11 protein-coding genes and 1 pseudogene are annotated in these 14,846 nt (G+C 45.7%); 4 read left to right on the top strand and 8 right to left on the bottom strand.

What is annotated here, in order from left to right; genetic code table 11:
- The first annotated feature begins 48 nt into the window (after window positions 1–48).
- Window positions 49–609 (top strand): CatB-related O-acetyltransferase, encoded by a 561-nt coding sequence (locus MHI16_RS09460; protein ID WP_058014942.1) that lies wholly within the window; start codon window positions 49–51, stop codon window positions 607–609.
- Window positions 610–687: 78 nt separating this feature from the next.
- Here MHI16_RS09460 and MHI16_RS09455 read toward each other — a convergent pair.
- A pseudogene (locus tag MHI16_RS09455) lies at window positions 688–903 on the bottom strand (IS5/IS1182 family transposase); the annotation flags it as partial.
- Between the two features lie 133 nt (window positions 904–1,036).
- Window positions 1,037–8,089, bottom strand: a complete 7,053-nt coding sequence (locus MHI16_RS09450; RefSeq protein WP_342497936.1) for a hypothetical protein — start codon at window positions 8,087–8,089, stop codon at window positions 1,037–1,039.
- 176 nt (window positions 8,090–8,265) lie between these two features.
- Here MHI16_RS09450 and MHI16_RS09445 point away from each other — a divergent pair, with 176 nt between their 5' ends.
- The gene (locus tag MHI16_RS09445; RefSeq protein ID WP_268467631.1) at window positions 8,266–9,285 is read left to right on the top strand and encodes an LLM class flavin-dependent oxidoreductase; all 1,020 of its coding nucleotides are present in this window, start codon (window positions 8,266–8,268) and stop codon (window positions 9,283–9,285) included.
- 39 nt (window positions 9,286–9,324) lie between these two features.
- On the opposite strand, the gene MHI16_RS09440 is transcribed toward MHI16_RS09445, so the two are convergent.
- Window positions 9,325–9,945 (bottom strand): acetate uptake transporter, encoded by a 621-nt coding sequence (locus MHI16_RS09440; protein WP_180310684.1) that lies wholly within the window; start codon window positions 9,943–9,945, stop codon window positions 9,325–9,327.
- Window positions 9,946–10,088: 143 nt separating this feature from the next.
- Between MHI16_RS09440 and MHI16_RS09435 the strand changes: the two genes are divergently transcribed.
- Entirely contained in the window at window positions 10,089–10,910 is an 822-nt protein-coding gene (locus tag MHI16_RS09435) for a uroporphyrinogen-III synthase (protein WP_268467630.1), read from the top strand.
- 39 nt (window positions 10,911–10,949) lie between these two features.
- On the opposite strand, the gene MHI16_RS09430 is transcribed toward MHI16_RS09435, so the two are convergent.
- From MHI16_RS09430 to MHI16_RS09420, 3 genes are read right to left on the bottom strand one after another with little or no spacing between them, the layout of a single operon-like run.
- Complete coding sequence (locus tag MHI16_RS09430) at window positions 10,950–11,552, bottom strand: DedA family protein (protein WP_268467629.1); 603 nt, start codon at window positions 11,550–11,552, stop codon at window positions 10,950–10,952.
- Window positions 11,553–11,605: 53 nt separating this feature from the next.
- Window positions 11,606–11,935 (bottom strand): hypothetical protein, encoded by a 330-nt coding sequence (locus MHI16_RS09425; RefSeq protein ID WP_268467628.1) that lies wholly within the window; start codon window positions 11,933–11,935, stop codon window positions 11,606–11,608.
- Window positions 11,936–11,990: 55 nt separating this feature from the next.
- Window positions 11,991–12,308 (bottom strand): hypothetical protein, encoded by a 318-nt coding sequence (locus MHI16_RS09420; protein WP_268467627.1) that lies wholly within the window; start codon window positions 12,306–12,308, stop codon window positions 11,991–11,993.
- Window positions 12,309–12,368: 60 nt separating this feature from the next.
- Here MHI16_RS09420 and MHI16_RS09415 point away from each other — a divergent pair, with 60 nt between their 5' ends.
- Window positions 12,369–12,599, top strand: coding sequence for an excisionase family DNA-binding protein (locus MHI16_RS09415; protein WP_058015584.1), 231 nt, complete (start codon window positions 12,369–12,371; stop codon window positions 12,597–12,599).
- 44 nt (window positions 12,600–12,643) lie between these two features.
- Here MHI16_RS09415 and MHI16_RS09410 read toward each other — a convergent pair whose 3' ends face one another.
- Entirely contained in the window at window positions 12,644–13,744 is a 1,101-nt protein-coding gene (locus MHI16_RS09410) for a Ger(x)C family spore germination protein (RefSeq protein ID WP_058015694.1), read from the bottom strand.
- Window positions 13,741–14,841, bottom strand: coding sequence for a GerAB/ArcD/ProY family transporter (locus MHI16_RS09405; protein ID WP_061408125.1), 1,101 nt, complete (start codon window positions 14,839–14,841; stop codon window positions 13,741–13,743). Before MHI16_RS09405 ends, MHI16_RS09410 begins: the two co-directional genes overlap by 4 nt.
- Between the last annotated feature and the right edge of the window lie 5 nt (window positions 14,842–14,846).

Raw genomic sequence — 14,846 nt, 5'->3', positions numbered from 1 at the left:
GGCATATACATACGAAGATCGATTACTTTTTAGGGGGTCTGATCTTCTATGTTTTTAAACCAAAGAAGTGAGCTCGGCTCGTATGATATCGGTGATTTCACTTATGCCGGACCAGATTTTCAAGTGTTGACTTGGGGAGAAGGAACGACACTGAAAGTGGGAAAGTTTTGTTCCATTGCAAACGAAGTAAAAGTTTTTCTTGGTGGTGAACATCGAACAGATTGGGTCACGACGTATCCCTTTAATCAAATTTTCACAGAGGCTGCTCATATTGAAGGACATCCACGATCAAAAGGAGATGTGTGCATAGGGCACGATGTTTGGATTGGATATGGAGCAACGATCATGTCAGGAGTACATATAGGAAATGGGGCAGTCATTGGAGCAAATAGTCTGATTACAAAAGATGTGCCACCATATGCGATTGTAGCAGGGAACCCGCAGCGGCTCATGAAATATCGGTTTTCTTTTGATATCATTGAAAAGCTTCAGTTATTAGAATGGTGGAATTTAGAGTTTTCGATCATACAGTCTGTTTTTCATCTCTTGCAATCTGATGATATTGAACATTGTATAAATGTCGTAGAAGACATAAAAAAGAAAGGCTGAAAAAGCCTTTCTTTTTATGTTTAGTGTAAGTGTGATGGAGTGCTTTAGTGAAAAAGGCCTCACACACACCTAGCTTCTGCCGTACAGGTATCCGATAAACATCATTTTGAATAAAATAAGTGGATCAAGAGAAGGACGACCTTTATTCTCGCTATAATACGGTTTTACTTTATCTACGATAAATGAAAACTCAATGTACTGATCAATTTTACGAAGCAGGTGATCCTCTTCGACCAGTTGATCTAGCAATACAAATTCGGCTTCGTGCTGAGAAGAATTTCTAGTGTGGAACATGAGAAAAACACCTTCCTTTAGTTTGCTTTTCTCTATTATAAAATGGACAGATGGAAACTTAGAAAAAAATAAAGCTGTCGAGATTTTTTCGACAGCCTGAAAGCATAAAGGCCAAAGCCTTTATGCGTTTTGTTTATACATATCTTACAGCATTTGCAGCTCGAGTATCTGTGTTAACTGTTGTTATACTTGACTGTGCTGTAATAATGATATTAACAGTATATACATTATTACCCGTACTAGTTACAGTATCAACGAAAGTGGTGGAAACTACAAAGCTTTGTGCCCCTGCGCCTGATCCTGATCTAAAGAAAGGAACTTCTGTTAACAATGTTCCGTTTCTCCTTAATCGAGTATTTCCATTTATACTATAATTCGCTGTAGTGTTAGCTGTAATATTTGCTGACAGGTCAATCTTTACTCTTTGACCACTTGTTACAGGAACTGTAAAAGTGAGTACTGTTATTTCTGAATTTAACGGAGGAAATATTTGCTGCTGTGTTGCTGTTTGGTCAAAGAAAATTTGTGAGGTTGGTCCAGTAGCTCCAGTAGGACCGGTAACTCCGGTTGCACCTGTTGCTCCAGTAGGACCGGTAACTCCGGTTGCACCTGTTGCTCCAGTAGGACCGGTAACTCCGGTTGCACCTGTTGCTCCCGTGGGACCGGTAGTTCCGGTTACACCAGTTGGTCCAGTTGGACCAGTAGCTCCGGTTGCACCTGTTGCTCCAGTAGGACCGGTATCTCCGGTTACACCGGTTGCACCAGTAGGACCAGTATCTCCAGTTGCACCAGTGGCTCCAGTAGGACCGGTATCTCCAGTTGCACCAGTAACTCCAGTAGGACCTGTATCTCCGGTTACACCAGTAACTCCAGTAGGACCGGTATCTCCGGTTACACCAGTAGCACCAGTAGGTCCCGTTGGACCTGTATCTCCAGTTGCGCCAGTTACACCAGTAGGACCTGTATCTCCAGTTGCACCAGTAGAACCTGTATCTCCAGTAGGTCCCGTTGGACCGGTATCTCCAGTTGCGCCAGTTACACCAGTAGGACCTGTATCTCCAGTAGGTCCCGTTGGACCGGTATCACCAGTTGCGCCAGTAGCACCAGTAGGACCGGTATCTCCAGTTGCACCAGTGTCACCAGTAGGACCAGTATCTCCGGTTACACCAGTAGCACCAGTAGGTCCCGTTGGACCTGTATCACCAGTTGCGCCAGTTACACCAGTAGGACCAGTATCTCCGGTTACACCAGTGGCTCCAGTAGGTCCCGTTGGACCAGTATCTCCAGTTACACCAGTTGCACCAGTGGCTCCAGTAGGACCGGTATCTCCGGTTACACCAGTAGCACCAGTAGGACCTGTATCACCAGTTACACCAGTAGGTCCCGTTGGACCTGTATCACCAGTTGCGCCAGTTACACCAGTAGCTCCAGTAGGACCGGTATCTCCGGTTACACCAGTTGGTCCAGTAACTCCAGTAAGACCAGTAGCTCCGGTTGCACCAGTAGCTCCAGTAGGACCTGTATCTCCGGTTACACCGGTTGCACCAGTAGGACCGGTATCTCCAGTTGCACCAGTATCTCCAGTAGGTCCCGTTGGACCAGTATCTCCAGTTACACCAGTTGCACCAGTAGGACCGGTATCTCCAGTAGGTCCCGTTGGACCTGTATCACCAGTTGCGCCAGTGGCACCAGTAGGACCTGTATCTCCGGTTACACCAGTAGCACCTGTATCACCAGTTGCGCCAGTAGGACCTGTATCACCAGTAGGACCAGTATCTCCAGTTGCCCCAGTATCTCCAGTTACACCAGTGGCACCAGTAGGACCTGTATCACCAGTTACACCAGTAGCACCAGTAGGTCCGGTATCTCCAGTTACACCAGTAGGTCCCGTTGGACCTGTATCACCAGTTGCGCCAGTAGGACCTGTATCACCAGTAGGACCAGTATCTCCAGTTGCCCCAGTATCTCCAGTAGCACCAGTAGGACCGGTATCTCCAGTTACACCAGTAGGTCCCGTTGGACCTGTATCACCAGTTGCGCCAGTAGGACCTGTATCACCAGTAGGACCTGTATCTCCAGTTGCCCCAGTATCTCCAGTAGGTCCCGTTGGACCAGTATCTCCAGTTACACCAGTGGCACCAGTAGGACCGGTATCTCCAGTTACACCAGTAGCACCAGTAGGTCCGGTATCTCCAGTTACACCAGTAGGTCCCGTTGGACCTGTATCACCAGTTGCGCCAGTTACACCAGTAGGTCCGGTATCTCCAGTTACACCAGTAACTCCAGTTGCGCCAGTAGGACCTGTATCACCAGTTACACCAGTAGCACCAGTAGGTCCGGTATCACCAGTTACACCAGTAGGTCCCGTTGGACCTGTATCACCAGTTACACCAGTAACTCCAGTAGGACCGGTATCTCCAGTTACACCAGTAGGTCCCGTTGGACCTGTATCACCAGTTGCGCCAGTAGCACCAGTAGGTCCGGTATCTCCAGTTGCACCAGTGGCACCAGTAGGACCGGTATCTCCGGTTACACCAGTGGCTCCAGTAGGACCGGTATCTCCAGTTGCACCAGTAACTCCAGTAGGACCAGTATCTCCGGTTACACCAGTGGTTCCAGTAGGACCGGTATCTCCAGTTGCACCAGTGGCACCAGTATCTCCGGTTACACCAGTTACACCAGTAGTACCTGTATCACCAGTTGCGCCAGTAGGACCAGTATCACCAGTTGCCCCAGTGGCTCCAGTAGGTCCGGTATCTCCAGTTACACCAGTATCTCCAGTTACACCAGTAGGTCCGGTATCTCCAGTTACACCAGTATCTCCAGTTGCGCCAGTAGGACCGGTAACTCCGGTTGCACCAGTAGCTCCAGTAGGACCGGTATCTCCGGTTACACCAGTTGGTCCAGTAACTCCAGTAAGACCAGTAGCTCCAGTAGGACCGGTATCTCCGGTTACACCGGTTGCACCAGTAGGACCAGTATCTCCAGTTGCACCAGTATCTCCAGTAGGTCCCGTTGGACCAGTATCTCCAGTTACACCAGTTGCACCAGTAGGACCGGTATCTCCAGTTGCACCAGTGGCTCCAGTAGGACCGGTATCTCCAGTTGCACCAGTAACTCCAGTAGGACCTGTATCTCCGGTTACACCAGTAACTCCAGTAGGACCGGTATCTCCGGTTACACCAGTAGCACCAGTAGGTCCCGTTGGACCTGTATCTCCAGTTGCGCCAGTTACACCAGTAGGACCTGTATCTCCAGTTGCACCAGTAGAACCTGTATCTCCAGTAGGTCCCGTTGGACCGGTATCTCCAGTTGCGCCAGTTACACCAGTAGGACCTGTATCTCCAGTAGGTCCCGTTGGACCGGTATCACCAGTTGCGCCAGTAGCACCAGTAGGACCGGTATCTCCAGTTGCACCAGTGTCACCAGTAGGACCAGTATCTCCGGTTACACCAGTAGCACCAGTAGGTCCCGTTGGACCTGTATCACCAGTTGCGCCAGTTACACCAGTAGGACCAGTATCTCCGGTTACACCAGTGGCTCCAGTAGGTCCCGTTGGACCAGTATCTCCAGTTACACCAGTTGCACCAGTGGCTCCAGTAGGACCGGTATCTCCGGTTACACCAGTAGCACCAGTAGGACCTGTATCACCAGTTACACCAGTAGGTCCCGTTGGACCTGTATCACCAGTTGCGCCAGTTACACCAGTAGCTCCAGTAGGACCGGTATCTCCGGTTACACCAGTTGGTCCAGTAACTCCAGTAAGACCAGTAGCTCCGGTTGCACCAGTAGCTCCAGTAGGACCTGTATCTCCGGTTACACCGGTTGCACCAGTAGGACCGGTATCTCCAGTTGCACCAGTATCTCCAGTAGGTCCCGTTGGACCAGTATCTCCAGTTACACCAGTTGCACCAGTAGGACCGGTATCTCCAGTAGGTCCCGTTGGACCTGTATCACCAGTTGCGCCAGTGGCACCAGTAGGACCTGTATCTCCGGTTACACCAGTAGCACCTGTATCACCAGTTGCGCCAGTAGGACCTGTATCACCAGTAGGACCAGTATCTCCAGTTGCCCCAGTATCTCCAGTTACACCAGTGGCACCAGTAGGACCTGTATCACCAGTTACACCAGTAGCACCAGTAGGTCCCGTTGGACCTGTATCACCAGTAGGACCAGTATCTCCAGTTGCCCCAGTATCTCCAGTAGCACCAGTATCTCCAGTAGCACCAGTAGGTCCGGTATCTCCAGTTACACCAGTAGGTCCCGTTGGACCTGTATCACCAGTTGCGCCAGTAGCACCTGTATCACCAGTAGGACCAGTATCTCCAGTTGCCCCAGTATCTCCAGTAGGTCCCGTTGGACCAGTATCTCCAGTTACACCAGTGGCACCAGTAGGACCGGTATCACCAGTTACACCAGTAACTCCAGTAGGACCAGTATCTCCGGTTACACCAGTAGGTCCCGTTGGACCTGTATCACCAGTTGCGCCAGTTACACCAGTAGGACCGGTATCACCAGTTACACCAGTAACTCCAGTAGGACCAGTATCTCCGGTTACACCAGTAGCACCAGTAGCACCAGTAGGTCCCGTTGGACCTGTATCACCAGTTACACCAGTGGCACCAGTAGGACCGGTATCACCAGTTGCGCCAGTTACACCAGTAGGACCGGTATCACCAGTTACACCAGTAACTCCAGTAGGACCAGTATCTCCGGTTACACCAGTAGGTCCCGTTGGACCTGTATCACCAGTTGCGCCAGTTACACCAGTAGGACCGGTATCACCAGTTACACCAGTAACTCCAGTAGGACCAGTATCTCCGGTTACACCAGTAGCACCAGTAGCACCAGTAGGTCCCGTTGGACCTGTATCACCAGTTACACCAGTAACTCCAGTAGGACCAGTATCTCCGGTTACACCAGTAGCACCAGTAGCACCAGTAGGTCCCGTTGGACCGGTATCACCAGTTGCGCCAGTTACACCAGTAGGTCCGGTATCTCCAGTTGCACCAGTAACTCCAGTAGGACCAGTATCTCCGGTTACACCAGTAGCACCAGTAGGTCCCGTTGGACCTGTATCACCAGTTACACCAGTGGCACCAGTAGGACCGGTATCACCAGTTACACCAGTAGCACCAGTAGGTCCCGTTGGACCTGTATCACCAGTTACACCAGTAACTCCAGTAGGACCGGTATCTCCAGTTACACCAGTAGGTCCCGTTGGACCTGTATCACCAGTTGCGCCAGTAGCACCAGTAGGTCCGGTATCTCCAGTTGCACCAGTGGCACCAGTAGGACCGGTATCTCCGGTTACACCAGTGGCTCCAGTAGGACCGGTATCTCCAGTTGCACCAGTAACTCCAGTAGGACCAGTATCTCCGGTTACACCAGTGGTTCCAGTAGGACCGGTATCTCCAGTTGCACCAGTGGCACCAGTATCTCCGGTTACACCAGTTACACCAGTAGTACCTGTATCACCAGTTGCGCCAGTAGGACCAGTATCACCAGTTGCCCCAGTGGCTCCAGTAGGTCCGGTATCTCCAGTTACACCAGTATCTCCAGTTACACCAGTAGGTCCGGTATCTCCAGTTACACCAGTATCTCCAGTTGCGCCAGTAGGACCGGTAACTCCGGTTGCACCAGTAGCTCCAGTAGGACCGGTATCTCCGGTTACACCAGTTGGTCCAGTAACTCCAGTAAGACCAGTAGCTCCAGTAGGACCGGTATCTCCGGTTACACCGGTTGCACCAGTAGGACCAGTATCTCCAGTTGCACCAGTATCTCCAGTAGGTCCCGTTGGACCAGTATCTCCAGTTACACCAGTTGCACCAGTAGGACCGGTATCTCCAGTTGCACCAGTGGCTCCAGTAGGACCGGTATCTCCAGTTGCACCAGTAACTCCAGTAGGACCTGTATCTCCGGTTACACCAGTAACTCCAGTAGGACCTGTATCTCCGGTTACACCAGTATCTCCAGTTGCGCCAGTAGGACCTGTATCACCAGTTACACCAGTAGCACCAGTAGGTCCGGTATCACCAGTTACACCAGTAGGTCCCGTTGGACCTGTATCACCAGTTGCGCCAGTTACACCAGTAGGTCCCGTTGGACCTGTATCACCAGTTACACCAGTAACTCCAGTAGGACCGGTATCTCCAGTTACACCAGTGGCACCAGTGGCACCAGTAGGACCTGTATCTCCGGTTACACCAGTGGCACCAGTAGGACCGGTATCTCCAGTTGCGCCAGTAGCACCAGTAGCTCCTGTTTCACCTGCTGCTGCCAACAACGTATAATCTGGAGACGTATCTGGCGTGCCGGTTGGTGGTGCCGTGTTAACGAGATACGTTGCTGTTGGCAGTCCCTTATCGACGAGTATCGTTCCTCTTTCATCCATCACCACTTGGCCTACTGGATACGTCACTACTTGGCCTACTGGATACGTTGGAGCCACTGCTGGATCAAATGCGATGACACCCGTTAAGCCTACGCCGGTGGATCCTGTTGCTCCGGTATCTCCAGTTGCACCAGTGGCTCCTGTTGGACCTGTATCTCCAGTTACACCAGTGGCTCCTGTTAGACCAGTATCTCCAGTTACACCAGTGGTTCCAGTAGGACCGGTATCTCCAGTTACACCAGTAGGTCCCATTGGACCTGTATCACCAGTTGCGCCAGTTGATCCTTCTGCAGCCAGTAATGTGTAGTCTGGGGAAGTATCTGGTGTACCTGACGGTGGTGCAGTATTTACTACATACGTACTTCCATTAAAGGTCACTACTTGCCCTACTTGGTAAGTAGGACTGACTACCGGATCAAACGTTTCAATTCCTGTTAATCCTGCACCAGTGGCACCAGTAGGTCCCGTTGGACCAGTATCTCCGGTTACACCAGTTGCCCCAGTAGAACCGGTATCTCCAGTAGGACCTGTATCACCAGTTACACCAGTTGCGCCAGTAGCTCCGGTAGGACCTCTTTTTACAATCTTATTATTTGTTTTTTTCCGTCCTTTTGCTTTAGCACAAGTGCTGTGATGTTTAACAACTTTTTTCTTTTTACATTCTCGTTTAAGAAGAGGGCAATCATCAAATAGAGGTCTATCGTGACGAGATTTTCTGTAGTGAGGTTGCCAATCATGCTTTTTTCCGCAAAAGGGACATTTGTTATCGTACTGATTATACAAATTCCCCATCTCCTAAAAGTTAATATTTTATTCTATGTAGAAATTTAAAAAGCGGAATTGAGCTAAATGATATTTTTTAGTTCGAAGTTCATCGAATCAAATGATTTAAAAATTAAATCGTTTTATGTTATGGTGTTGAAAGTATGAAACTAGTATGATTTTTGACAGAAATGGGGACATCATTTATGAGTCAATCAGTTTTACAACACGCAGCATATTCCGTGTTAAATTTATCCTCTGTAACAGAAGGTGGCACAATCAAAGAGTCATTTGAACATAGTATGGATTTAGCAAAAAAAGCTGAGAAGTGGGGCTACCATAGATATTGGCTTGCGGAGCACCATAATATGGAAGGGGTTGCGAGCTCAGCAACGTCTGTCTTAATTGGACATATTGCTGGAGGGACTGAAAAGATCCGGGTTGGTTCTGGGGGGATTATGCTTCCAAACCATTCTTCACTCGTCATTGCAGAACAATTTGGAACACTGGAGACTTTGTATCCAGGGAGAATTGATTTAGGTCTAGGCAGGGCACCAGGAACAGATCAGTTAACAGCAAGGGCACTTAGACGTAATCTTCATAATGGAGAGGACTTCCCTGAGCAGCTTGAAGAACTTCGGCAATATTTCAAACCGACCGGCCAGGTCAAAAAACATGTAAGAGCCGTTCCGGGAGAAGGGCTGGATATTCCGATTTGGCTTCTTGGTTCAAGTGGTTTTAGCGCAAGACTTGCAGGAGAACTAGGGCTGCCATTTGCCTTTGCAGCACATTTTTCACCTAAAAATACCATTCCTGCTTTAGAATTATACAGACAGTCATTTCGACCTTCTGATGTGTTAAAAGAGCCTTATGCGATGGTTGGTGTGACGGTTTTTGCTGCTGATCAAACAGAGAGAGCTGAGTATTTGGCGACGTCTCATTATCAGCGATTTTTGAGCCTCATTCGTAATACACCAGGAAAACTTAAAGCCCCTGTTGAAAGTATGGATGGGCTGTGGAGTCCATATGAGAAGGCAATGGTGGACGAACAATTAAGTTCGACGATGATCGGGGATAAACAAAAGGTGAAAAAAGAGTTAGAAGCTTTTATTGAAGCGACTCAAGCAGATGAAGTCATGATTAATTCTGATATGTTTGACCATCAAGAAAGAATGCGTTCTTATGAAATCATTGCAGAGATATTTCAGGAGGAACAAGAAAAATAAGAATTTAAAAAAGAACTGCAAAGAGCAGTTCTTTTTTATTTATGCTTTAGTAAACACGCGAAATGGTTGTCCTACTGGCAGTACTGTACGACCGAAATGTGTATTGAGTACAACAGCTGCAGAACCATAAAATGAAAGAAGAGAAATAATTAATTCTGCAATACCAGCAATCGTATGAGTTACATCATACATCACACCAAACGAGCTAAGGGAAAGGCCGATGAATAAGAAATCAATAAAGACGAAAATCAAAAACAATACTTTATGTGTTTCCATTGCACCGATCGTCATAAATAAGCTGAAAATCAAATAACCAATAAAAGCAAAACCTAGTTGTTTTGGGTCCGCAGCTTCCGCAAGCGTTTTCCCAAAAACGCCAGCTTGAATGATCCAAGTCGTTCCAACGCCCATCCAAAAAAGACCGAATGCGCCGAAGGCAGTGGCTCCAAAAATATTATGATGCTTTGAATCTTGTATGGACGCGATGAGTTGCGCGATTCCTCCAAGGAAGATAGCCCAAGGTAAAATAAGGGATGTGCCATCTGTGATTCCTAGTTTTTGTGAAGACGCAACAAGCGTCACCATTGCTAAACCAAACAAACCAAGTGGTGTTGGGTCTGCAATTGATAATCGAATTGCTTGAACATTTTGTTTTTCCATAATGACCTCCTACAATTTGCACTTACAAAAGATACTCGAATTCGATAGAAACGTCAAGCTCTTTTTTAGTAGACACTTGCAACGTCTTCCAAATAAATCTATATTTAATACATAATACATGTGATAGAAAAAGAGGGATTAGAATGGGTAAAGGCTTAGCTGGAAAAACCATTGCCATATGCGGCACAAGAAAAACAGAAGAAATGAGTACGCTTGTTGAAAAGCAAGGAGGACAAGCTGTTATTCGTTCTCTTCAGGGCACTGTATTTTTAGCCAAAGAGGAGTTAAAGCCAGGCATAGAAACCTTTGTAAAGAAGGGAGCTGACTGGGTGATTTTAACAACGGGTATTGGTACAGATACATTAATTGAAAGTGCAGAAGAATTGCAACTTGGAGAAGCATTTATGAACATTTTATCAAATGCTCATATTGCTTCAAGAGGATACAAAACGTTCGCGGCTCTAAAAAAACACGGAATTCAGCCCGATGTGTCTGATGAAGACGGAACCGTTCGTGACCTCATTTCTAAGTTAGAAGATAAAGAGCTTCAAGGTAAACGTGTCATGGTGCAGCTTCACGGCGAAAATGCACCAGCTCTCATCGACTTTTTACATAAGAAGGGGGCAGACGTTTTGCAGCTCATGCCGTATCAGCACACGCCTCCTGAACCAGAGGCAGCTGACACTTTGCTTCATGAAATGAAAGAAGGGAAGGTGCATGCCGTCTGTTTTACAACCGCTGTTCAGGTCCATGCCTTTTTCAAACTAGCAGAAGAATGGGGCAAAAAAGAAGAGCTACAACATCTATTCGAGCAGCATGTATTAGCTGTTGCTGTCGGAAAAGTCACAGCTGAAGCTTTAAAAGAAGAGGGAGTCAGCCGAATTCTTGCCCCTGCACTTGAGAGAATGGGTGCAATGATTATAGAATTATCTCAGTATATGAAAAAACAATCGACACACTCATAGAAAAAACGCCTTTCACATGATGAGTGAAAGGCGTTTTCGTTAGATTGTCCGTTTTCGATTCGTGCGAATTTTTTTCAAAACGAAATATAGCACAATCAGGACAATGGCAATCGCCATAATTGGTGTTGTATACGTATGAGCGACACTTTGAATGTGGCCCCATTTTGTTCCAAGCTGCATACCGAGGTAGATAAAAAGGATAGACCAAGGGATGGCGGCTAATCCGGTCAGGAGAACAAATTTGAGAAATGGCATCTTTGCAATACCAGCTGGAATCGAGATCGCATGGCGCACGACTGGGATAAACCGGGCTGTAAATACGACGCCTGTTCCATATCGGTCAAACCAGCGTTCTGCCGTGGCAATATGATGCTCATGGATGAATAAATACTTCCCATACTTTGTTAAAAAAGGTCTGCCGCCGTAAAGGCCGATCCAGTAAATAAAGCACTGGGCCAGCGTTCCTCCAATGACCCCAGCGATGACGGCTCCAACAAAACCAATGCTTCCTGTTGACACCATATATCCGCCGTAGGCAAGTACAATTTCACTCGGAATAATTTCAATCATCAGTCCAAGTGCAACACCTGCGTAACCAAGGCTTGTCAGCCAGGTTAAAATTTCATTAAACAAGGTTCCCATTCATTTCACTCTGCCTTTAAATACGAATTTTCTTCAAGCATCCTTATAAGAGCCTATGCTTGTTTTGCTTCTCTCATGAGTATGCTTTGCATATATGCTAGCATGGCTGGCCGCATATCATGACGTATCAATCCGATTTCAGCCGCTGCCTTAAATGAACCGAGCTTATCACCAACGTCAAATCTCATCCCATCTAATTGTTTTGCATAAATGGGTGATTCCTGTGCAATGATTTTCAGCGCATTTGTCAGCTGGATTTCGTTTCCGGCACCTCTCTCGATTCCTAGTAATATAGGTGTTAACAGGTACCTGCCCATTACGGCTAAATCGGAAGGAGCATCATGAATAGCTGGCTTTTCCACTAAGTCTGTGACTTCAAACACTAGACCGTCTATCCTAGCTGGTCTTATCATACCATACTTGCTGACATCTAGAAGATCACTTGCTGGACGCCAATGACCTCTCTTTGTTTGTCTTCAAAGTGATCATCATGCCAAGAAAGGTGCCAATCGCTTTACTTAAGAATAATGAGAAACCTGCGAGCTGCATGACATATAAGACAATATAGGTGAGAAGAGACGCTGCTCCGTTGACTGCGGCCCATTCCTTTTTTACTTGGAACGTCCAATTTCGCACTGTGCGAGAAAAGAGGGGACAAAGCAGGCAGTTAAAAAAGAAGAACAGAAAGTCAATCAGCGTATTGCTTGCGCCTACAATGAAAAATGCAGTATAGGACCGAAAGTTTTTCTTTGTCATGTGAAGGATCATCACCTCGTGATATAATTTGTAAGATGAAACGAACGGTGGTGCACATTCATGTATTTAACAATTGGAGAAACAGCTGAATACCTAGAAGTATCTGAAGCATATGTTGAAAAATTAATTCGGCAAAAAAAGATTCGCTACGTATTTGACGGGGAATCATATCTCATTTATCAAGGGCAGTTTCAAACCCATATGAAACAGCTAGAACAATATAAAGAGCTCATTCAAGACATCTTAAATGAACCGATTCCTGAGGACCCGGACGTAAAAGATGAAGATTAAAAAAAGACTGTATGAGAAGGGAGAGCCTTTTCATACAGTCTTTTTTATTGGCTGACACCAGTTTGGACAATGTTCATATGACAATTCACTTGAACATCTGCATCAGGGTAGAGTTTTTGCCATTTTTCTGGTGTCATGGCTTTATCTTTAGAGCGATATCTCAAACCGAGTCCAAGCGGATCAATTTTTTGATTTTTAAAGGATTGAACAAGTTCTCTTCCTTGCTGAGCTACACGCTCCTCAACTTCTTTTTCGACATGCTTTAAAATAGAAGGCGTATCGATTTTTTTCGATTTCATGAATTCTTTTAATTCACCTTTCAGTTTGATATCAATGGTGATATGAGGCTTTTTTGTAAGGTTTTCTGTTGGTTTCATATGATAAGACACATGTGATTTAATATTTTCAATGACGACATGTGTTTTCTTTTTGTCATTAAATCGAAACTCATAAATCCCGTTTATATGATTTTCAATCATCGCTTTAAACGTAAACGTATCTTCCCCTGGAATATGCCCAACCATTTTTTCTTGATCAAAAAGGGCGACACCTGACACTTTAATAGAGTTGCTTGTATTTTTAATGTAAGGGAGGTAAGCATCAACGCCTTTTGCCATCATCTGATTCATAAAAATATGCTGATTGGTGACAGGTTGATTGCCGTTTCGCATGTTTTGGGCAAGCAAATCTGAAAGATATACACCTATATTTAAGTTGGTTTGATTCATTTTTGTATGCAATAAATCTTCAACTTCTCCGTCTACTATGGCAAATACTTGCCTTGACCCAATGATCGGATCACGATAGATGTAATTCATCAAATCAATCATACCCACTTCTTTCGCCAGCTTTTCACTTATTAAAATCACGAGTACTTGTCCCATGACAACGGGGAAAGGCGATTTTTCTGAAACAAGAAACTGAATATTACTAATGGTATTTGACTTAGCACTTACAATTTGATAGCTTCCTTGCTCTTCGCTTTTAAAAACAGGGAAAACAAAGAAGCCCTTCATTTCTCCATCTTCCAATAAGTCAAATCCCGCCGCCTGCGAGATACTTAATTCATCTAAGAGACGAGGCTCTGCACAGCTCGTTAAAAAAAGACTAAATAACATGAGACACATCAGAATAGAATGTTTCATGCTCGTTTTTTCACCCACCTTTTTTTCAGCAGCAGCCCAATGATCATACATCCAATCAATCCATAGATGAGGATGTACCCGCTATATTCCACCCATTTATTAAATGTCTCAAAAGAGGTAGCTCCGATAAAAAATGAAAACATGCCGAGAATGAGAAGGCTGAGAACAATTAACGTGATGCGCTGGCTCGTCTGAAACACTTGTTTTGCCATTCTGCTGGCAGCCCATAATGGAATGGCGATATTTGGAACGATGAGCAAAAGCCATAGCGACACTTCAATAAATTCAAAGCGCTGGATAAACGGAAGTTTGACAATGCTGGTAAATGTCAATGTCGGCCATTTCGTTAGTTTGAGCTGGGCACTTGAGTAGTACGCTATAGAAACGAGAAATACAAGCAAATTGAGGCATGTGGTCAGCAATGCCCCCATATGTGCAAATTTTTGCGACGTTTGTGCTTTTTTAATAAAGGGATAATAGACAAGCAGTGTTCCAAAACCAAACATGGATAAAGAGGCATCTTTGACCCCCACCATGAGTTGTGAAAATGAATGATCAAACATTGGGAACATAAACCGGATGTGACTATATTTCATGACATAAAAGCAGATAAAGGTCATCCAGTACGTTAGGATAATGCTAAAGAATGCCCAACCAGCGATTGTTCTAAATCCGCCCGTATGAATGTAATAGACAAGGATGAGAAGCACTGATGCAAATAAGAGGCCGGGAATTTCTTTAAACAGCCAAACATGGATCACATCCATATAATGAATAAGCACAATCAAAGACAATGAAGAAAAATACAAAATGTAGAGAATGTTGATGAATTGTCCGAGCCATTTACCAAACACAGATTGCGTAATGTCACTGAATTCGTCAGTAGGTGCTTTTTTAAACAAAAAGTAAATAAGGAAAATCATTAAATTGACACTTGCACCAGCAATTAAAATGGCAATCCACCCATCATTATTAATCGTCCGGACAAGATTCGTCTGGAAATTTAAAATACCAACACCTACTTGATTGGCATTGACAAGGAAAAATACAAAAAAAGGGGATACTTGAAATTTTTCTTTTACAGAAGAAGAGCTCATGCCTT

The organism is Bacillus sp. FSL K6-0923 (genome assembly GCF_038630825.1).
In the GTDB taxonomy this organism is placed as follows: domain Bacteria; phylum Bacillota; class Bacilli; order Bacillales; family Bacillaceae; genus Bacillus; species Bacillus pumilus.
The sequence above is the reverse complement of the archived record's forward strand: the minus strand, read 5'-3'. Positions and strand labels throughout refer to the sequence as shown.

What these genes read in the sequence shown, in the direction of transcription:
- MHI16_RS09450 (WP_342497936.1), bottom strand. Translation starts at nt 8,089, where the DNA reads ATGGGGAATTTGTATAATCAGTACGATAACAAATGTCCCTTTTGCGGA.
- MHI16_RS09420 (WP_268467627.1), bottom strand. Translation starts at nt 12,308, where the DNA reads ATGACAAAGAAAAACTTTCGGTCCTATACTGCATTTTTCATTGTAGGC.
- MHI16_RS09445 (WP_268467631.1), top strand. Translation starts at nt 8,266, where the DNA reads ATGAGTCAATCAGTTTTACAACACGCAGCATATTCCGTGTTAAATTTA.
- MHI16_RS09410 (WP_058015694.1), bottom strand. Translation starts at nt 13,744, where the DNA reads ATGAAACATTCTATTCTGATGTGTCTCATGTTATTTAGTCTTTTTTTA.
- MHI16_RS09460 (WP_058014942.1), top strand. Translation starts at nt 49, where the DNA reads ATGTTTTTAAACCAAAGAAGTGAGCTCGGCTCGTATGATATCGGTGAT.
- MHI16_RS09430 (WP_268467629.1), bottom strand. Translation starts at nt 11,552, where the DNA reads ATGGGAACCTTGTTTAATGAAATTTTAACCTGGCTGACAAGCCTTGGT.
- MHI16_RS09415 (WP_058015584.1), top strand. Translation starts at nt 12,369, where the DNA reads ATGTATTTAACAATTGGAGAAACAGCTGAATACCTAGAAGTATCTGAA.
- MHI16_RS09440 (WP_180310684.1), bottom strand. Translation starts at nt 9,945, where the DNA reads ATGGAAAAACAAAATGTTCAAGCAATTCGATTATCAATTGCAGACCCA.
- MHI16_RS09405 (WP_061408125.1), bottom strand. Translation starts at nt 14,841, where the DNA reads ATGAGCTCTTCTTCTGTAAAAGAAAAATTTCAAGTATCCCCTTTTTTT.
- MHI16_RS09435 (WP_268467630.1), top strand. Translation starts at nt 10,089, where the DNA reads ATGGGTAAAGGCTTAGCTGGAAAAACCATTGCCATATGCGGCACAAGA.